The following is a 20,308-nucleotide window of genomic DNA, read 5'->3' on the forward strand; positions in this document are numbered from 1 at the left end:
CTGTGGTCCGGGCTTTGTGTTGGGGATAGTGATAACCCGGACCTTCTTACACAAGAGAAGTCTTTATTGTTGTCGGCTGAGGGTTCCCAGCCGGTGGTGTCTGGCTGCTGCAGCGCATGCGAAGGCGAGCAGCCCGGCGACTAACAGGGGAAGCAGGCCGCCTCCTCCTGCCGAGGGCAGCAGGCTGATGGAGGTGTACCGATACGTGTTGCTGGTATCGGGGGTTTGGGCTGCTCCATCCAGCCTCCAGTCGATGGTGACGGTTGACGTGCCGGGCATGTGTGCCGGTGTGGTCGCCGTCCAGGTGCCGTCGTGGTTCTTGGTCAGGTCAGGGGCTTCCACATTGTCGAACAGGACATGCGTGGGGGTGCCTTGCCCGGGGAAATTGTCCATGGCCGGGCTGGCGGCCTGGGTGTTGCCGGTGTCGCGGCCCAGCTGACCATTGGTGTTGTCTCCCCAGCTGTAGAGGTTGCCGTCAGAGCCCAGGGCCAGACTGTGCCATGCTCCTGCGCTGGCTTGTGTGAACGTGATGCCTGCCGGCGTATCGGTTTTGCCTGGCATGTCTGCCGGGGTTTTGCTGGTGTCGCGGCCTAGGCGCCCATGGCTGTTGTCTCCCCAGGTGTAGAGGTTGCCGTCGGAACCTAAGGCGATGGAATGTTCGTCTCCTGCGCTGGCTTGGTTGAAGGCGAGATCTGCCGGGATGTTGGCTTTGCCTGGCTTGTCAGCAGGTGTGCTACTGGTGTCGCGGCCCAGTTGTCCATTGTCGGCATTGCCCCAGGTGTAGATGCTGCCGTCGTCGCTTACGGCCACGGAGTGGCTTCTGCCTGCGCTCGCATGGGTGAAGATGATGCCTGCAGGTGTGTCGGCCTTACCGGGCTTGTCTGCCGGAGTGCTGGTTATGCTGCGTCCGAGTTCGCCGTGGGTGTTGCTACCCCAGGTGTACGCATTCCCCTGAGTGTCGAGAGCCACTGTGTGGCACCAGCCTGCACTGACGCTACTAAAAGTGACGTCTGCCGGAGTGTCGGCTTTTCCAGGCTTGTTTGCCGGGATGCTGCTGGTGTCGCGGCCCAGTCGGCCGGCGCTGTTGTCTCCCCAGGTGTAGAGGTTGCCGTCCGAGCCCACGGCTACCACATGCGATTCGCCTGCGCTCGCCTGGGTGAAGGTGATGCCTGCCGTGGACTCCACCTTGTTGGGCCTGTTGGCTGGTTTGCTGCTGGTGACGGCACGGCCCAGCTGTCCTCGGCTGTTGTCTCCCCAGGTATAGAGGCTGCCATCGGAGCCCAGGGCCACGGAAAATCCATAGCCTGTGCTGACATGTACGAAGTTGACGCCTGCAGGGGCCTCCGCTCTGCCGGGATGACTGTCCTGCTTGTCGGCGGTGTCGCGGCCCAGCTGCCCATGCCTGCTGTTGTCTCCCCAGGTGTAGAGGCTGCCATCGGAGCCCACAGCCGCGGAATGGAGGTCTCCTCCGTCGACTTGGCTGATGCGGATGCCGCGTTTCAGCGGCGGGGTCAGTGTGACGGTCTGGCCGCCTGACTCGGGACCGCTGGCCTTGTCGAGCTTCCACTTGGTGTCGGCGCTGCTCCAGTGGGCGGTCAGGTTCAACTTGCCGGTGACCGGCCTGCTGAAATCGTAGGCTGTATCGCCGGTGAACCAGCCGTCGAACAGGTAGCCCCTCTTGGTCGGATCCTTGGCGGGGCGTTTCACATGGTCGCCCTCGGTCACGAGTTGGAGGTAGAACCCAATGCCACCGGCAGGGTCGAAATCAATAAGGTAAGTGCCCAGGTACCTGTAGGGCAGATGTGCGTCTGGACGCTTGCCGTTCATTTTCCAGGTGACGGTCACATTCACCCTGCCATGCTCATGTCTGGGTGCGGTGACGCTCCAGGTGCCGTCCGTGTTGGCGGTCAGGTTGGTGCCGGGCGTCCCGCCGAAACTCACCGTATCGGGTTTGGGATCCTCGGGGAAGGCGACCATGCCGGGACGGCTGTCGTAGTTGCCGCTGGTGCGGCGTCCCAGCTGGCCGTACTTGTTTTCTCCCCAGCTGTAGAGGTTGCCGTCGGAGCCGATGGCCAGGGAATGGGAATAGCCTGCGCTGACCTGGGTGAATTTTGCGACGCCTGTCGGCACGGTGACCTTGCCTGGCTTGTTGCCGTATAAAGCCGATCCGGTGTCGCGTCCCAGCTGGCCCCGATTGTTTTCTCCCCAGCTGTAGAGGTTGCCGTCCGATCCCAGGGCCAGGGTATGCCTGAGTTCTGTGCTGACCTGGGTGAATTTTGCGACGCCTGCCGGCATGGTCACCTTGCCCGGTCTGCCGTCACGGTAGGGATAACCGCCGGTGTCCCGTCCTAGCTGGCCGTGTTCGTTCCATCCCCAGCTGTATAGGCTGCCGTCTGAGCCGGTGGCCAGGGATGTCCACTCTCCGGCCGCGATCCAAGTGAATTTTGTGATGCCTTCCGGGGTGGGCACTTTGACCGGTTGGCCGTCTTTTCCCGCCAAAGCGGTGTCGCGTCCCAGTTCGTCATAACTGTTGTCCCCCCAGGTGTAGAGATCGCCGTCCGAGTCGAGGGCCATTGAGTAGAAGGTTCCTGCGCTGAGCTGCGTGATTTTCGTGATGCCTGCTGGCATAGGCACTTGGCCTGGCTTGACGTCGTATGCGGCCGAACCCGTGTCGCGCCCCAGTTCACCGTGCTTGTTTTCTCCCCAGCTGTAGAGGTTGCCGTCTGATCCTAGGGCCAGGGAATGCCATTTTCCTGCGCAGGCTTGGGTGAAGCGGACGCCGGCCGGGGCAGTGACCAGGCCCGGCTGATTGTCTATCTCGGGGTCGTCTTTCGGGGACTTGCTTACGGTCTCGCGCCCCAGTTCGCCGTAACTGTTGTGTCCCCAGCTGTAGAGGTTGCCGTCCGAACCGATGGCCAGGGAGTGGTAGTAGCCTGTGCTGACCTGGGTGAAGTGGACACCATCTGGCGGAGTGATAAGGCTCGGCGTGCGCTTTTCTTCTTCAGGGGTTCCCAGTATGTAGTTGTTGTCTCCCCAGCTGTAGAGGTTGCCGTCCGAACCGATGGCCTGGGAACCTTCTATTTTTGCTGGGATGATATGGCTGAAGCGTATCTCTGGTTTGGTGGGCGGGGTCAGGGTGATCTTGGTGTCTCCTGTGGCTTTCCCAGAGGTGGGGGAGAGGCTCCAGGCGCTGGTTCCCTTGGTCCAGTGGGCGATCAGGGTCAGGTCTGTGGTGACCGGCTGTGTGAAGTCGTAGGCCACCTTTGAGTCGCCGTAGGCGTCTTTGGTGAACCAGCCGTCGAAAAGGTAACCCTCCCTGGTTGGGTCCTTGGCGGGCCGGCTGGCCTGGGTGCCTTCGGCTATGGTCTGCGAGTCGACGTTGCTGCCGTCAGCGCTGTCGAAGATGACCTGGTACGAGGTTGAGGCTGTTTGCGGACGGCCGGATGTCGCAGTCGCCAGCGTGGGTGTGACCACGGGGGTTGCTGTGCTGAAGGATGCGTCTTTTTGCTGGCCTGTTGCGGTTTCTTCCAATTTGGTCGGCTGGGGTGGGTTGATTGTTTTCGCGGTGGCGTCAGCCGCAGTGAGGCTGCCGATAATCATGCTGGCTGGAAGAATGACGATGACCTTCAAAAGGTCTACAACAGTGGCTGACCGGGAAGATGCGTCCGGATGGCACATGATCGCTACAAACCCCTTTCCCAAGATAAGGCGGTCAAATGATGAAAATCCCAAGTTTTTCATCGACTGCGTGCCGGGCACATTCCCGGTAGCTAGACAAACGTTAGCATATAGGGTCGGGCCAAAACGGAAGCAACACCCGGATAAATCAAGTAAAAAATGTTATGTCAAATTCCGGATTGTAAGGCTTTCTGTCTAGGAAGGGGTAAAAAAGAGATGGGTGGCTCCGTTGTGTTGGGGGATTGGCGGGGCCACCCTGGTTGGCCGGGCCGTCTTGGGATGCGACCTGGCTGCTTACTCGGGTGAAGATTCTAGACGTGCTGGATGCGGGTTTCCCGCCTGTGGCATCCGGCTGCGGCTGCGCCGGCTGCGGCGAGCAGCCCGGCGGCGAGCAGGAGGATCATGGTGCCGTTGCCGCCTGTCAGGGGCAGGGTGCCTTCGTAGGTGTAGGCCAGGTGGGCCTGGGTCTGGATGACGCCGCCCAGGGTCCAGTCCACGATCACATCAGCCTGCCCCGGACTGTGAGCGGGAGTGGCCAGGGTGACGGATCCGTTAGAGTTCTGTACAAGGTGGTCCACGGCTGTCTTGTCGAACTTGACGCCGGTGATCAATTGTTGCGCGAGCGCTACCGGTACCGGCACACGGCTTTTAGCAGCGTCTACATATCCTGTGGGAATGCTGGTGTTGCCAAGCTGGCCGTACTCGTTGTCGCCCCAGCTGTACGCGTTGCCGTCCTGGCCGATGGCCAGGCCATGGCCGCCTCCGACGCTGACTTGTGCGGGTGTGAATCCCCTGGCTGGGTTGTCTTGACCAGCAGGGAGCGACATCTGCGCGGGCGTATTATTCATCATGTCGTTGTTGTTGGTGCCGAGCTGCCCGAGGTAGTTGTATCCCCAGGCCCAGGCTGTGCCGTTCTCGTCGCCGACTATGGTTTGGCTTATGCCGGCGCTGATCCATGCAACTTTGAATCCCTGGCTGGAGTCCTTGGGGCTCTGCACTTGCACGGGAGTTGACTGATCCTCATACCCGCTATGGGCGAGCTGGCCAGCGTCATTCTTTCCCCATGCCCATAGGGTGCCGTCTTGGCCGATGGCCAGTGCGTGGTCGCCTCCGGCGCTGATCTGCGCGGCTTTGAAGGCCTTGCTCGTGTCCTTGGGGTCTGGCACGTGTGCCGGGTCTGCGGCGTATGTAGGGTCTTTATCTGCTGTGGATGTGCCGTTGCCGAGCTGCCCGTAGTTGTTGTATCCCCACGTGTATACGTTGCCGTCCGCGTCCAGGGCCATGATGAAGCTGTATTTGGCGCTGACCTGGACCGCATGTAGCCCCTCGCTGGAGCCGTTGGGGTCCTTGGCCAGGGTCGGTGTCAGCCGGGGGCTGCTGTTGAATAGCATGTACTGCTCGCTGCCCCAGGTGTAGACGCGCCCCTGCGGGTCGATGGCTGCCGAGTCGGAGGAGCCGGCGCTCACCTGGACGGCCTTGAAGGGCTGGCCGTCCGCTCCCTTGACAGGCAGCGGCTTGGAACGCTCGGTGGTGGTGTTGTCGCCCAGCTGGCCATGGTCGTTGAGCCCCCAACTGTAGACGATGCCGTCGCTGCCGATGGCCAACACGTGGTAGCCGCCTGCCGCGACCTGCGTATAGGTGAAACCCGAGGCCACGCCGTCAGGCAGGGGAACCTTGACCGGCGTCTTCTGCGTAGGCGTCTTGTCTGGATCCTGGCCCAGCTGGCCCTGGTCGTTGGCGCCCCAGGCGTAGGCGTTCCCGTCGCTGGCCACGCCCACGGAGAAGGCACCCATATCAAGGCTGGCGCTTATCTGGTTGAAGCGGATGCCGCGGCTGAGCTTGGGCGGGGTGATGGTGGTCTGCTGGCCGCCCATCGCGTTGCCTTTGCTTGGGCTGATCGACCAGCCGCCGGTGTTGGCGGGGCTCCAATGCGCGACCAAAGTGATGTCTGCGGTGACCGGCTGGCTGAAATCATACGCCACCTTGGAATCACCCTTGGCATCCTTGAGGAACCAGCCATCAAACAGGAAGCCGACCGCCTGCGGATCAGGGTACGGACGTTTCGCCCGGCCGCCTTTGATCATCTGTTGTTTCTCTGGCGCTGGTGAGTCATCTGCGGTGTCGAATGTGACTGTATATCGGATGTCTTGGTACGTATAGGTTAGATGCGTATCGGGCTGCTGGCCATTCATGTTCCAAGAGATGGCTACGTCTACCTGTCCTTCCGGATGCGCGGGCGTTGTCACGTTCCACGTACCGTCAGTGTTAGAATTCAGGCTCGTTCCTGGCAGTTTGTCGAAGCTGACACTAGTCGGCTTGGGCTTCTCAGGGAAGCCGACCACGCCCGCCTTGGTGGCGGAAGACTTGGTGGTGTCGCGCCCCAGTTGGCCGCTATCGTTGTTTCCCCAGCTGTACAGGTTGCCGTCCGATCCCATGGCCAGGGAAGAGGCCACACCTGCGCTAGCTTGAGCGAAGCTGACTCTGTCAGTCGGGGGTGGCACTTTGCCTGGCTTTTTTCCTGGTGTGCTACTGGCATCTCGTCCCAGCTGGCCGCTGGTGTTGTCGCCCCAGCTGTACAGGTTGCCGTGCGAATCGACGGCCAGGGAATAAGATAGCCCTGCGCTTGCTTGGATGATGTTTTGATTGCTTTCTGGTATGGATACTTTGCCGGGTTTGTTTTCTGGCGTGGTGCTGGTGTCGCGTCCCAGTTGGCCGCTATCGTTGTTTCCCCAGCTGTACAGGTTGCCGTCCGATCCGATGGCTATGGAGAAGAGTTTTCCTGCGCTTGCCTGGGTGAATGATGTGACTCCGTCAGGTGGGTCAACGATGCCTGGCCGGTCTGCTGGCGTAGTGCTGCTGGGGGTGCGTCCCAGCCGTCCATCGCCGTTGCTTCCCCAGCTGTACAGGTTGCCGTCCGAATCGATGGCAAGTGAAAAGAAAGTACCTGCGCTGACCTGGGTGAAACGGATGCCTGTTGTCGGCGAAGTCACGATGCCTGGCCGGTTTTCTGGCGTGGTGCTGGTGTCTCGTCCCAGTGCTCCCTTGGTATTGCTTCCCCAGCTGTAGATGTTGCCGTTCTCATCCACGGCCAGGGCATGCCATGCCCCTGCGCTGACCTGGGTGAAGCGGATGCCTGTTGTCGGCGGAATGACGATGCCTGGCCGGTTTGCCGGTGCTTTGCTAGTGTCTCGTCCTAGCTGGTCTGTCGTATTGTCTCCCCAGCTGTAGATGTTGCCGTCCGAGCCGACCGCTAAGGAATAGTCGTTTCCTGCGCTGACTTGGGTGAATTTTTGGATGCCGGCCGGAGGGGTGATGATGCCTGGCTGATTGGCCGATAGGCCGCTGGTGTCTCGCCCCGACTCGCCTCCCCAGCTATATATGCTGCCATCCGACCCCAAGGCCGCGGAATTTGAGTTTCCTGCGCTGGCATGGCCGAAGCGGATTCCACGTGAAGGAGGAGGGGTCAGGACCACTCTTGTGCCGCCGGCTGTGAGCCCCTTGACTGGGCTTATGCTCCAATCTTTAGTCCATTTGGCGGTCAGAGTGGTGTCTTTGGTGACGGGCTGGGTGAAGTCGTAGGCCACGTTGTCGGTGAACCAGCCGTCGAATGCGTATCCAGGACGAGCCGGATCGTTTGGCCTTTGGGCTTGGATGCCTTTGGCGACGTGCTGGTCCGGTGTGGTGGATCCACCTTCAGGATCGGTGAACTTGATGGTGTATTGCGTTGTTGCGCGTGTTTGGGGTTGGCTGTCGGCGGTCTTGCCTTCGTTGCTGTTGTCTGGTTTGAGCGCAAGGGGGGATGTTGTAGTCAGGGGCGATGGGGTGGCCAGGGGTGACTGGAATGTTGGTGGTGTGGACGGTGTGGCTGTAGGTGTTGCGTCACTGGTGGAAGTGCCGGGGTTTTGCTTAGCTACGCGAGGGGTCTGACGACCCCCCCCCCCCGGTGCCTCCTGGCATGGCCGACGCGGCGGCCATGCCAGGTTCGCTGTCGGCCGTGTCGGCTGCGGCAAGGCCCCCGGCGATCAGGCTGGCAGGCAGGATGACGGCCAGTAGCAGGCTGACGGCCATAGCCGGACGGCTGTGCGTGTACGGATGCTGACGCATGATAGACATGAACCCCTTCCATAGGAAACGCAACTGCGCATCCTGAACTCCCCAGACCGGCTCCCCGCCGGAGGCCGGGCGCAATCCCAGCCACAATCTGCAACAACTCTATCACGACACCAGCCATGCCCACGCACGGCTCAGCCGCAGCCTATGGGAGACGAGCCCAGGAAGGTCGGCCTTGCGCAGCAGGAGGGGCCGCCGGTTTGTGCTTGCTGGACCTCATAGACAGGCGGGTGGACGGAAAGAATGGGTGGCTCCGTTGTGTTGGGGGATTGGCGGGGCCACCCTGGTTGGCCGGGCCGTCTTGGGATGCGGCCCGGCTGCTTACTCGGGTGAGGATTCTAGACGTGCAGGGCGCGGGCTTCCCGCCGGTGGCGTCCGGCTGCGGCGGCGCCGGCTGCGGCCAGCAGCCCGGCGGCGAGCAGGATGATCATGCTGCCATTGCCGCCCGTCAGGGGCAGGGTGCCTTCGTAGGTGTAGGCCAGGTGCGCCTGGGGCTGGCCGGCACCGCCCAGCGTCCAGTCCACGATCACATCGGCCAGTCCAGGATTATGGACAGGCGTAGCCAGGGTGACGGATCCGTCGGCATTCTGCCGCAGGTGGTCCACGGCCGTCTTGTCGAACTTGACGCCGGTGATCAGCAGTTGTGGATCGAGTGCTACTGGTACTGGTACGAGGCTTTTAGCAGCGTCTACGTATTCTCCTGTGGGGATGCTGGTGTTGCCGAGCTGGCCGTACTGGTTGTCGCCCCAGGCGTACGTGTTGCCGTCCTGGCCGATGGCCAGGGATTGGCCTCGTCCTGCGCTGATTCGTGCTGTTGCGAGCCCGGTGCCGGCGTTGCCCTGGCCTGCGGGCGGCGATACGCGCCTGGGGGTGGGCTGGTTGCTGGTGGTGTTGTCGCCGAGCTGGCCGTTGGTGTTCCTTCCCCATGCCCAGGCTGCACCGCTCTTGTCGATGGCCAGAGAGTGGATTACGCCGGCGCTGATCTGCGCGACTTGGAATGGCTGGCTGGAGTTTGTGGGGTTTCCTACCTGCGTGGGCGTGGGCCTGCTAATTTCCGTGCCGTCGCCGAGCTGCCCGTAGTCGTTGTACCCCCATGCCCAGGCTGTGCCGTCCTGGCTGATGGCCAGGGCGTGGAAGCCTCCGGCGCTGATCTGCGCGGCTTTGAAGGTCTTGCTGGCATCCTTGGGATCGGGCACGCGTGCCGGGTCGGCGGCGTACGTGGTGCTGCCATCTCCTGTGCTTTGGCCGTTGCCGAGTTGCCCGTAGTTGTTGTATCCCCACGTGTATACGCTGCCGTCCGTACCCAAGGCCATGATGAAGCCCCAGTTGACGCTGACCTGGGCCGCGTGCAGCCCCTGGCTGGAGCCGTTGGGATCCCTGGCCAGGGTCGGGGTCGGTTTGGACGTGCTGTAGGTGTAGCGATTGTTTCCTTCGCTGCCCCAGGTGTAGACGCGCCCCTGGGGGTCGATGGCTGCCGAGTCGTAGGCGCCGGCGCTAATCTGCGTGGCTTTGAAGGGCTGGCCGTCCGTACCCCTGACTGGCTGCGGCTTGGAATGGCCGGTGGTGGTGTTGTCACCCAGCTGCCCGTGGTCGTTGGCGCCCCAGGCGTAGACGGTCTGGTCGGAGCCGATGGCCAGCACGTGAGCCCCGCCTGCCGCGATCTGCTTGTAGGTGAACCCGGAGGCCACGCCGTCGGGCAGGGGGACCCTGGCCGGTGTCTTCTGCGGAGTGCTGCTGGTACTGCCCTGGCCCAGCTGCCCGTACTGGTTGCTGCCCCAGGCGTAGGCGTTCCCATCGCTGGCCACGCCCACCGAAAAGCCGGGCGAACCCCCGGACTGGTAGCCGCCGGCGCTTATCTGGCTGAAGCGGATGCCGCGGCTGAGTTTGGGCGGGGTGATGGTTGCCTGCTGACCGCCCAGCACGTTGCCCTTGTCTGGGCTGATCGACCAGCCGCCGGTGTTAGCGGGGCTCCAATGCGCGACCAGGGTGATGTCAGCGGTGACCGGCTGGCTGAAATCATACGCCACCTTGGAACCGCCCTTGGTGTCTTTGATGAACCAGCCGTCAAACAGGAAGCCGTCCTTGGCCGGGCTGCTGGTCGGGCGTGTGGCCTGCTTGCCTATGGTGATCCGCTGCGGGTCCGGGACCGGATTGCCGCCGTCGCTGTCGAAGGTGACCGTGTGGGGGTTGATGTAGGTGTAGTCCAGGTGCGCGTCGGGCTGCTGGCCGTTCCTGCTCCAGGAAACGGCCACGTCGGTCTTGCCTCCTGCATGCGGGGGCGTGGTCACGCTCCAGGTGCCGTCCTTGTTGCCCGTCAGATTCGTGCCCGCTGTCCCGCCGAAGCTGACGCCGGTCGGCCTGGGAGACTCGGGGAAGGCGACCATACCTGGCCGGTTGGCTGGCGTGGCGCTGGTGGGGGTGCGTGCCAGTTGCCCGGTACTGTTGCTTCCCCAGCTGTAGAGGTTGCCGTCCGATCCCAAGCTCAGGGTAAAGCCGCCTAAATAGCCGCCTTCCGTTCTGACTTGGGTGATTGTAATGCCTGCCGGCATCGTCACTTTGCCTGGCCGGTTGGCTGGCGTGGCGCTGGTGGGGGTGCGTCCCAGCTGGCCGTAGGTGTTGTCTCCCCAGCTGTAGAAGTTGCCGTCCGATCCCAAGCCCAGGGAATTATCGCCACCTGCGATGACCTGGGTGAATCGTGTGACGCCTACAGGCGAATTCACTTTGAGCGGCGTACCGTCGTACAACGTGCTGGTGTTGGTGTTGGTGTTGGTGATGGTGCGTCCCAGCTGACCTAGGGAGCCGTCGCCCCAGCTGTAGACGTTGCCGTCCGATCCTATGGCCAGGGAATGATAGTATCCTGCGCTGATCTGGGTGAATTTCGTGCCGTCTGTCGGCATGGACCCTTTCTTCGGCGCGTTATGTGAATTATAATCATCGACTCCTATGCCCAGTTGCCCGGTACTGTTGCTTCCCCAGCTGTAGAGGTTGCCGTCCGATCCCAGGGCCAGGGAATAACCGTTTCCTGCGCTGAACTGGGTGAAGCGGACGCCTGTCGGCGGGGTGACGATGCCTGGTAGACTTGCTGCTGGTGTGGTGTCGCTGATAGTGCGTCCCAGCTGGCCGTAGGTGTTGCCTCCCCAGCTGTAGAGGTTGCCGTCCGATCCCAGGGCCAGGGAGTGGGCGTATCCCGCGCTGATCTGGGTGAATTGCCTGACGCCTGCCGGCATGGTCACTTTGCCTGGCTGGTTGGCTGGCGTGGTGCTGGTGGGGGTGCGTCCCAGCTGGCCGTTGGTGTTGCCTCCCCAGCTGTAGAGGTTGCCGTCCGATCCCAGGGCCAGGGCGAAGCCTAGTCCTGCGCTGGTCTGGGTGAAGCTGACGCCTGTCGGCGGGGTGACGATGCCTGGCCGGTCGGCTGGCGTTGTGCTGGTGTCGCGTCCCAGTTTGCCATATTCACTGTTTCCCCAGCTATAGAGGTTGCCGTCGGAGCCCATGGCCAGGGCAAAGTCTTTTCCTGTTTCGATGTGGCTGAAGCGTATGTCGGATGTGGTGGGCGTGGTCAGGGTGATCCGGGTGCCTCCTTCTGCTGGCCCGGAGGTGGGTTTGAGGCTCCAGGAGCTGGTTATCCTGGTCCATTTGGCGGTCAGGGTGATGCTGCCGGTGACGGGCTGGCTGAAGTCGTAGGCGGTGTTGCCGGTGAACCATCCGTTGAACAGGTAGCTGTCCCTGCTCGGGTCCTTGGGCCTGGAGGCCTGTCCGCCGCTGGCGACGCTCTGGGAGGGCGTGTTGGTTTTGCCGTCGGGGTCGTTGAAGGTGACGGTGTAGGCTGCCCGCGTCTGGGGCTGGCTGTCGGTGGCCTTGCTTTTGATGCCGGTGTCGCCGGGCTTGTCGGGCTTGTCGGGCGTGGCCTGGGCGCTGGTGAGGGGGGATGCGGTGTCCAGGGGCGAGGGTGAGGGCAGCGGCGACTTGGGGCCGGCCGGCAGGGTTGGTGTGGGCATTGCGGGGGTGGCGCCGGGGTTTTGCTGGTCCATACCGGGGGTGTGACGGCCCTCCTGGCCTGTGCTTTCCGGTATGGCGGGCGCGCCGACGCCCGTAGCGGACCTGCTGTCGGCTGTGTCGGCTGTGGCGAGTCCTCCGGCAATCAGGCTGGCTGGCAGGATAATGGCGAGCAACATGCTGACGAGGATGGCCCTGCGGCTGTGCGTGTTCGTATGCTGACGCATGATCGGCATGATCCCCTTCCCAGGAACTGTTGCCGCGTACTTGGAACTCCCCCGGTCTGGCTCCCCCGATAGATGGCAGACACAATCCCAACCTATAACAAATGCTACCACGGTTCGTTCGCATGCTCCAAGCGCCCGTCAGCCAGCCTGCCGGGCTGCTTGGCTGAACACTATATGAAGACCGCTTCACACCTTATTGACTCATTCCAGAGAGGGGTATAAAGGGTGAATGCAAAGAGGTGGGTGGCTCCGTTGTGTTGGGGGATTGGCGGGGCCACCCTTCGGCTGGGCTAACTTGGGGTTTAGTCCAGCCGCTTACTCGGGTGAAGATTCTAGGCCTGCAGGGCGCGGGTTTCCCGCCGGTGGCGTCCGGCTGCGACGGCGCCGGCTGCGGCGAGCAGCCCGGCGGCGAGCAGGAGGATCATGCTGCCGTTGCCGCCCGTCAGGGGCAGGACACCTTCGTAGGTGTAGGCCAGGTGCGCCTGGGTCTGGCTGATGCCGTCCAGGGTCCAGTCCACGATCACATCAGCCTGTCCAGGATTGTGGACAGGCGTAGCAAAAGAGACGGATCCGTCAGAATTCTGCTGCAGGGGGTTCACCACTGTCTTGTCAAACTTGACACCGGTGATCACTAGCGAATTGAATGGCACTGGGGTCGGGTTGCTGCTCCGTGCCGTGTCGTTTCCGGTGCCGAGCTGGCCGTACTGGTTGTCGCCCCAGCTGTAGGCGTTGCCGTCCCGGCCGATCGCAAGGGAATGCTGGCTTCCGGCGCTAATGCGTGCAGCTTTGAATCCCGCGTCGGCATTGTTCTGTTGCAGAAAGCCATTTATCTGTGTCGGTGTCCGAGCGTTTTTGACGGTTCCGTTGCCGAGCCGACCGTAGCCGTTGTCCCCCCAGGCCCAGGCTGTGCCTTCCTTGTCAATGGCCAGGGTGTGATTCGTTCCAGTACAGATTTGGCTGGCTTGGAATCCTTGATTGGTGCCTGTGGGATCTTGTACCCGAACGGGGCTGTACTGACGATCGGCAGTGGAGCCGTTGCCGAGCTGACCCCGATCATTCCATCCCCATGCCCAGACTGTATCGGTCGTATCAATGGCCAGAGCGCTCCAGCTTCCTGCGCTGATTTGTTTGGCTTGGAGGGGCTGACCTGTTTTGCCTGGGTATTGTACTGGCGTGGGTTGGTTCGTATAGGAGAAGTCACTAGTGCCGTTGCCGAGCTGCCCGTAGTCGTTGTACCCCCATGCATAAACGGTGCCGTTCTTGTCCAGTGCAATGATGAAGCTCCATTTGACGGCAACCTGGACTGCTTGCAGCCCCTCGTTCGAACCACTCGGATTCTGAACCAGGGTTGGGGTTGATCTAGACAGGCTGTATGAGCCGCCGCTGTTACATTCACTGCCCCAGGTGTAGACGCGCCCCTGCAGGTCGATGGCCGCCGAGTCGTAGGCGCCGGCGCTGACCTGGACGGCCTTGAAGGGCTGGCCGTCCGCACCCTTGACGGGCAGCGGCTTGGAACGGTCGCTGGTGGTGCCGTCGCCCAGCTGACCGCGGTTGTTGGCCCCCCAGCTGTAGACGATGCCGTCGCTGCCGACGGCCAGCACGTGGTAGCCACCCGCCACGGCCTGTTTGTAGGTGAAACTGGAATCCACGCCAGCCGGCAGAGGGACCCTGACCGGCGTTTTCTGCCGCCTGCTGCTGGTGCTGCCCTGGCCCAGCTGGCCGTACTGGTTGCTGCCCCAGGCGTAGGCGTTCCCGTCGCTGGCCACGCCCACCGAAAAGCCACTGGCCATTCCGATTTCATAGCCACCGGCGCTGACCTGGTTGAAGCGGATGCCGCGGCCGAGTTTGGGCGGGGTGATGGTCGTCTGCTGACCGCCCAGCACGTTGCCCTTGTCTGGGCTGATCGACCAGCCGCCGGTGTTTGCGGGGCTCCAATGCGCGACCAGGGTGATGTCTCCGGTGACCGGCTGGCTGAAATCATACGCCACATCGGATTTGCCCTCGGCATCCTTGAGGAACCAGCCATCGAACAACCATCCGGCCCTAACAGGATCGGTCACAGGGCGCTTGGCTTGGTCGCCTTTGATGATCTCCTGCTTTGTGGTTGTGGACGAGCTATCGCTAGGGTCGTATATGACCGTATATCGGATACCTTTGTATGCGTAAGTCAGGTGTGCGTCAGGTTGCCGGCCGTTCAGGCTCCAAGAGACAATTACGTCTACTCGGCCATCCGGGTGCGCGGGCGTTGTCACGCTCCATGTGCCGTCCGCGTTGGCGACCAAGTTGGTTCCCGCCGTGCCGTCGAACTTAACACTGGTGGGAATCGGCTTTTTGGGGAAGTCGACCATGCCGGGCTTAGCGTTAGGTGTTCTGTAGATGTTGCGTCCCAGTTGGCCGTTGTCATTCCATCCCCAGCTGTAAAGGTTGCCATCCAAGCCTAGAGCCAGGGAAAAGTAGCCTCCTGCGATAATCTGTGCGAAGCCCCCAATGCCTGTCGGCATAATCACTGTGCCTGGTGTGACGTGCCGGTCGTTGTCGTCGTTATTGCCGTTGCCGAGCTGGCCGTTATTGTTCCACCCCCAGCTGTATAGGATGTTATTTGATCCTATTGCCAGTGAAAAGCCATTTCCTGCGCTGATTTGGGTGAACTGCTTGACGCCTGTCGGCATGCGCACTTTGCCTGGCTTGTTCTCTGGTGTGGTGCTGGTGTCGCGGCCCAACTGGCCGTAGTCATTCCATCCCCAGCTGTAAAGGTTGCCGTCCGAACCCAGCGCAAGGCAGTGGTAGCTTCCTGCACTTACCATGGAGAAGTAATTGACCCCGTCCGGAGGAGTCACTTTGCCGGGTCTATTTTCTTGTAAGCCTCCAATGCCGAGTCCTAGCTGGCCGTGGTCGTCCCTTCCCCAGCTGTATAGGTTGCCGTCTGCGTCGAACGCGAAGGAGTAGTTGCCTCCAGCGCTGACTTTGGTGAATTTCGTTACCCCGTCCGGTGGGGTTACTTTGCTTGGAGTGGCATGAGGTTTAGTGTCGGCATTGCCGTTGCCCAGCTGGCCATAATCGTTCAACCCCCAGCTGTAGAGGTTGCCGTCCGAGCCCATGGCCATGGAATGGTGTGTTCCTGCACAGAATTGAGTGAAGTGGACGCCTGCTGTCGGCGGGGTGACGATGCCCGGCCGGTCTGCTGGAGAGCTAGAACTAGAGTTGCGTCCCAACTGTCCATAATAATTAAACCCCCAGCTGTAAAGGTTGCCGTCCGAGCCCATGGCCAAAGAGTGGTAGTCTCCTGCAATGGCTTGGGTGAAGTGGATGCCTGTCGGCGGGGTGACGATGCCTGGCCGGTCTGCTGGAGAGCTGGAACTGGTGCTGCGTCCCAACTGGCCGCTGTCGTTGTAACCCCAGCTGTATAGGTTGCCGTCCGAGCCGAATGCCAAGGCAAAGCTCAATCCCGTAGTGGCTCGACTGAATCGCAAACCACGTGTAGAGGGCGGGGTGAGGGTGATCCTGGTGTCTCCTTCTGCTGGCCCGGAAATGGGGGATAGGCTCCAGGAGCTGGTCGCCTTGGTCCATTTGGCGGTCAGAGTGGTGTCTTTGGTGACGGGCTGGGTGAAGTCGTAGGCGATTTTGTCGGTGAACCATCCGTCGAACAGGTAGCCGTCCCTGCTTGGGTCCTTGTCGGGCCTGGCGGCCTGTCGGCCGCTGGGGATGGTCTGTTGGCTGAAGATTGTGTTGTCGTCGCTTTTAAAGGTGACGGTGTAGGATGCTGCGCGTGTTTGGGGTTGGCTGTCGGCGGTCTTGCCTTCGTCGCTGTTGTCTGGTTTGGGTGCGAGGGGGGATGTTGTGTTTAGGGGTGATGGGGTGGCCAGGGGTGACTGGAATGTTGGTGGTGTGGCCGGTGTGGTTGTAGGTGTTGCGTCACTGGTGGAAGTGCCGGGGTTTTGCTTAGCTACGCGAGGGGTCTGACGACCCCCCCCCCCCGGTGCCTCCTGGCATGGCCGGCGCGGCGGCCATGCCAGGCTCGCTGTCGGCCGTGTCGGCTGCGGCAAGGCCCCCGGCGATCAGGCTGGCAGGCAGGATGACGGCCAGCATCAGGCTGACGGCCATAGCCGGACGGCTGTGCGTGTACGGATGCTGACGCATGATAGGCATGAACCCCTTCCACAGGAGACGCAACTGCGCATCCTGAACTCCCCAGACCGGCTCCCCGCCGGTGGCCGGGCGCAATCCCAGCCACAATCTGCAACAATTCTATCACGACACCAGCCATGCCCACGCACGGCTCAGCCGCAGCCTATGGGAGACGAGCCCAGGAAGGTCGGCCTTGCGCAGCAGGAGGGGCCGCCGGTTTGTGCTTGCTGGACCTCATAGACAGGCGGGTGGACGGAAAGAATGGGTGGCTCCGTTGTGTTGGGGGATTGGCGGGGCCACCCTGGTTGGCCGGGCCGTCTTGGGATGCGGCCCGGCTGCTTACTCGGGTGAGGATTCTAGGCGTGCAGGCTGCGGGTTTCCCGCCGGTGGCGTCCGGCTGCGGCGGCGCCGGCTGCGGCGAGCAGCCCGGCGGCGAGCAGGAGGATCATGCTGCCGTTGCCGCCCGTCAGGGGCAGGGTGCCTTCGTAGGTGTAGGCCAGGTGCGCCTGGGTCTGGCCGGCGCCGCCCAGGCTCCAGTCCACAATCACGTCGGCCTGCCCCGGACTGTGTACAGGCGTAGCAAAAGAAACGGATCCGTCAGGGTGCTGCTGCAGGTGCTCCACAGCCGTCTTATCGAAACTGACACCAGTAATCAGCAACGAGTTTAGGGTCACCTGGGTCGGGGTGCTGATTGGAGTCGTGTCGCTTCCGGTGCCGAGCTGGCCGGATGCGTTGTCGCCCCAGGCGTAGGCATTGCCATCCTGGCCGACAGCCATGGAGTGGTTCCATCCTGCGGTGATGTGTGCTGTTGCGAGCCCGGTGCCGGCGTTGCCCTGGCCTGCAGGCGGCGACACGAGCGTGGGCGCGGGCTGATAGAAGTCGCTGCTGTTGGTGCCGAGCTGGCTGTTGATGTTCCATCCCCAGGCCCAGGCTGTGCCGCTTTGGTCGACGGCCAGGGAATGGTACGCGCCGGCGCTGATCTGCGTGACTCTGGCTTTTGTTGGTTTTCCTATCTGCGTGGGCGAGGGCCGGTTGGTTGTCGTGCTGTCGCCCAGCTGCCCGCGGTAGTTGTACCCCCACGTCCAGAGGATACCGTCCTGGCTGATGGCCATGGCGTGGTTGGCTCCTGCGCTGATCTGCGTGGCTTTGAAGGTTTTGCTTGTGTCCTCGGGGTCGGGCACGCGTGCCGGGTCGGCGGCGTATATGGTGCTGTGCTCTCCCGTGGCTGTGCCGTTGCCGAGCTGCCCATAGTTGTCGTACCCCCACGTGTATACGTTGCCGTCCGCGTCCATGGCCATGACGAAGCTCCAACCGAGGCTTACCTGGTCCGCGTGCAGCCCCTGACCGGAGCCGTTGGGATCCTTGGCCAGGGCCGGCGCCAATTTGGATGTGCTGTAATCGGTGAAGTTGTTGTTTTCGCTGCCCCAGGTGTAGACGCGCCCATCCGGGCTGATGGCTGCCGAGTCGTAGGCGCCGGCACTGACCTGGACGGCCTTGAAGGGCTGGCCGTCCGCGCCCTTGACAGGCAACGGCTTGGAACGCTCGGTGGTAGTGTTGTCGCCCAGCTGGCCGTGGTCGTTGGCCCCCCAGCTGTAGACGATGCCGTCGCTGCCGATGGCCAGCACGTGGTAGCCACCCGCCACGGCCTGTGTGTAGGTGAAACTGGAATCCACGCCATCGGGCAGGGGAACCCTGACCGGTGTTTTCTGCGGAGTGCTGCTGGCGCTGCCCTGGCCCAGCTGCCCGTGTTGGTTGTATCCCCAGGCGTAGGCGTTCCCGTCGCTGGCCACCCCAACGGAGAAGCCGCTCAGAGAGCCAGCGCTTATCTGGCTGAAGCGGATGCCGCGGCTGAGTTTGGGCGGGGTGATGGTTGCCTGCTGACCGCCCAGCACGTTGCCCTTGTCTGGGCTGATCGACCAGCCGCCGGTGTCCGCAGGGCTCCAATGCGCGACCAGGGTGATGTCTCCGGTGACCGGCTGGCTGAAATCATACGCCACCTTGGAATCACCCTTGGCATCCTTGAGGAACCAGCCATCAAACAGGAAGCCGTCCCTGGCCGGGTCTGTGATTGGGCGTGTGGCCTGCCGGCCTCCTGTGATTCGCTGCTGGTCCGGGACTGGATCGCCGCCGGCGCTGTCGAAGGCGACCGTGTAGGTGATGATGTACGTGTAGTCCAGGTGCGCGTCGGGCCTCCAGCCGTTCCTGCTCCAGAAGACGGTCACGTCCGTCTTGCCTCCTGCATGCGGGGGTGTGACGACGCTCCAGGTGCCGTTCTTGTTGTCGGCCAGGCTCGTACCCCGCCTATCGCCGAAGCTGACGCCGGTCGGCTTTGGCTTCTCAGGGAAGTCGACTATCCCGGGTTGGCCGTCGAAGTAGCCGCTAGCGTCGCGTCCCAGCTGCTGGTTGCCGTTCCATCCCCAGCTATAAATGTTGCCGTCCGAGCCCAGGGCCAGGGAGAAGTCCCCACCCAAAGTGCCGGGCGCGCTGGCTTGGGTGATTGTGATGCCTGTCGGCATGGCCACTTTGCGTGGCGTGCCGTCTTTCGTTGCGCTGGGGTTGCGTCCCAGCTGGCCGCTGGTGTTGTCGCCCCAGCTGTAGAGGTTGCCGTCCGATCCCAGGGCCAAGGAATGCTCGCCGCCTGCGATGACCTGGGTGAATCGGCTGACGCCTGTTGGCAGGTTCACTTTGCGTGGCGTGCCGTCCTCCGCCCCATTGATGCTGCGTCCCAGCTGGCCTTTCTCGTTGGTTCCCCAGCTGTAGAGGTTGCCGTCAGTTCCCAGGGCCAGGGAATGCTTGTATCCTGCGCTGATCTGGGTAAATTTTGGGACCCCTGTTGGCAGGTTCACCTTGCTCGGAGCGGCATGAGCATCAGAATCGCTAGCGCCGATGCCGAGCTGTGCGTGGTCGTTGTATCCCCAGCTGTAGAGGTTGCCGTCCGTTCCCAGGGCCAGGGAATGACTGTCTCCTGCACTGATCTGGGTGAATTTTGGGATCCCTGTTGGCAGGATCACCTTAATCGGCTGTTGATTAGGGCTCGTACTGGGATTGCCGATGCCGAGCTGCCCGTAGCTGTTGTCTCCCCAGCCGTATAAGTTGCCGTCCGATCCTATGGCCAAGGAATAGTTAAATCCGGCACTAATCTTGGTGAATTTCGTGCCGTCTGCCGGCATGATCACTTTGCCCAGCCCGCTATTGGTAGTGGTACCATTGCCAAGCTGGCCTTGGTTGTTGAATCCCCAGCTGTAGAGGTTGCCGTCCGTTCCCAGGGCCAGAGTAAAGTTCATTCCTGCGCTGGTCTGGGTCAAGTGGACGCCTGTTGGCGGGGTGACGATCACTGGCCTTTTATCGGAGGCATCTCCCCACTTGTAAATGTTGCCGTCGGAGCCTATGGCCTGGGAAGCGTAGGTTCCTGTGCCGACGTGGCTGAAGCGTATGTCGGGTGTGGTGGGCGGGGTGAGGGTGATCCTGGTGCCTCCGGCTGGTGGGCCGGAAGCGGGCGAGAGGCTCCAGGAGCTGGCGCCTTTGGTCCATTTGGCGGTCAGGGTGATGTTGCCGGTGACGGGCTGGGTGAAGTCGTAGGCGGTGTTGCCGGTGAACCATCCGTCGAACAGGTAGCCGTCCCTGCTCGGGTCCTTGTCGGGCCTGGAGGCCTGTCCACCGCTGAGGACGCTCTGGGAGGGTGTGCTGGTGTTGCCTTCGGTGTCGTTGAAGGTGACGGTGTAGGCTGCGCGTGTCTGGGGCTGGCTGTCGGCCGTCTTGCTTTGGATGCCGGTGTCGCCGGGCTTCTTGGGCGTGGGCTGGGCGCTGGTGAGGGGGGATGCGGTGTCCAGGGGCGAGGGCGAGGGCAGCGGAGACTTGGGGCTGGCCGGGGTGGCTGGCAGGGTTGGTGCATTGGCTGATGGGTCGGCCTGTTGGCCTGCAGCCGTCTGCTCCAGCCTGGTCGGCTCGGGCACACTGGATTCGCTGGGAGCAGTGTCAGCCGCGGCGAGGCCTCCGGCGATCAGGCTGCAGGCGAGCAGCATGCTGATGAGGATGGCCCTGCGGCTGTGCGTGTTTGCATGCTGACGCATGATCGGCATGATCCCCTTCCCAGGAACTGTTGCCGCGTGCTTGGAACTCCCCTGGTCCGGCTCCCCGATAGATGGCAGACACAATCCCCACGTATATACAATAGG

General features: G+C 62.5%; 7 protein-coding genes. All 7 read right to left on the minus strand.

Annotation, left to right across the window (positions count from 1 at the left end; genetic code table 11):
* Positions 1–63: 63 nt before the first annotated feature.
* The 7 genes from ACVWNW_RS07030 to ACVWNW_RS07060 all read right to left on the minus strand — a co-directional run bounded on the left by ACVWNW_RS07030 (position 64) and on the right by ACVWNW_RS07060 (position 20,203).
* On the minus strand, positions 64–3,678 hold the full coding sequence (locus ACVWNW_RS07030) for an RCC1 domain-containing protein (protein ID WP_454481927.1): 3,615 nt from the start codon (positions 3,676–3,678) through the stop codon (positions 64–66).
* Between the two features lie 311 nt (positions 3,679–3,989).
* Positions 3,990–7,391, minus strand: coding sequence for an RCC1 domain-containing protein (locus ACVWNW_RS07035; RefSeq protein ID WP_461196364.1), 3,402 nt, complete (start codon positions 7,389–7,391; stop codon positions 3,990–3,992).
* Between the two features lie 193 nt (positions 7,392–7,584).
* Positions 7,585–7,791 (minus strand): hypothetical protein, encoded by a 207-nt coding sequence (locus ACVWNW_RS07040; RefSeq protein WP_454481929.1) that lies wholly within the window; start codon positions 7,789–7,791, stop codon positions 7,585–7,587.
* 335 nt (positions 7,792–8,126) lie between these two features.
* Positions 8,127–12,008 carry an RCC1 domain-containing protein gene (locus tag ACVWNW_RS07045; protein WP_454481931.1) on the minus strand — a complete coding sequence of 1,294 codons (3,882 nt, stop codon included), beginning with the start codon at positions 12,006–12,008 and terminating at the stop codon, positions 8,127–8,129.
* A 332-nt stretch (positions 12,009–12,340) separates the two neighbouring features.
* Positions 12,341–16,021 carry an RCC1 domain-containing protein gene (locus tag ACVWNW_RS07050; RefSeq protein WP_454483426.1) on the minus strand — a complete coding sequence of 1,227 codons (3,681 nt, stop codon included), beginning with the start codon at positions 16,019–16,021 and terminating at the stop codon, positions 12,341–12,343.
* A complete protein-coding gene (locus ACVWNW_RS07055; protein ID WP_454481933.1) occupies positions 15,948–16,154 on the minus strand; it encodes a hypothetical protein in 207 nt (68 codons plus the stop codon). Before ACVWNW_RS07055 ends, ACVWNW_RS07050 begins: the two co-directional genes overlap by 74 nt.
* 335 nt (positions 16,155–16,489) lie before the next feature.
* Positions 16,490–20,203 (minus strand): RCC1 domain-containing protein, encoded by a 3,714-nt coding sequence (locus ACVWNW_RS07060; RefSeq protein WP_454481935.1) that lies wholly within the window; start codon positions 20,201–20,203, stop codon positions 16,490–16,492.
* Between the last annotated feature and the right edge of the window lie 105 nt (positions 20,204–20,308).

This window comes from Bifidobacterium sp. JNUCC 75, from assembly GCF_054819865.1.

Bases quoted from the DNA above. Each gene is read 5' to 3' on its own strand.
- ACVWNW_RS07040 (WP_454481929.1), bottom strand. From the start codon at position 7,791: ATGTCTATCATGCGTCAGCATCCGTACACGCACAGCCGTCCGGCTATG.
- ACVWNW_RS07030 (WP_454481927.1), bottom strand. From the start codon at position 3,678: ATGTGCCATCCGGACGCATCTTCCCGGTCAGCCACTGTTGTAGACCTT.
- ACVWNW_RS07045 (WP_454481931.1), bottom strand. From the start codon at position 12,008: ATGCGTCAGCATACGAACACGCACAGCCGCAGGGCCATCCTCGTCAGC.
- ACVWNW_RS07055 (WP_454481933.1), bottom strand. From the start codon at position 16,154: ATGCCTATCATGCGTCAGCATCCGTACACGCACAGCCGTCCGGCTATG.
- ACVWNW_RS07060 (WP_454481935.1), bottom strand. From the start codon at position 20,203: ATGCGTCAGCATGCAAACACGCACAGCCGCAGGGCCATCCTCATCAGC.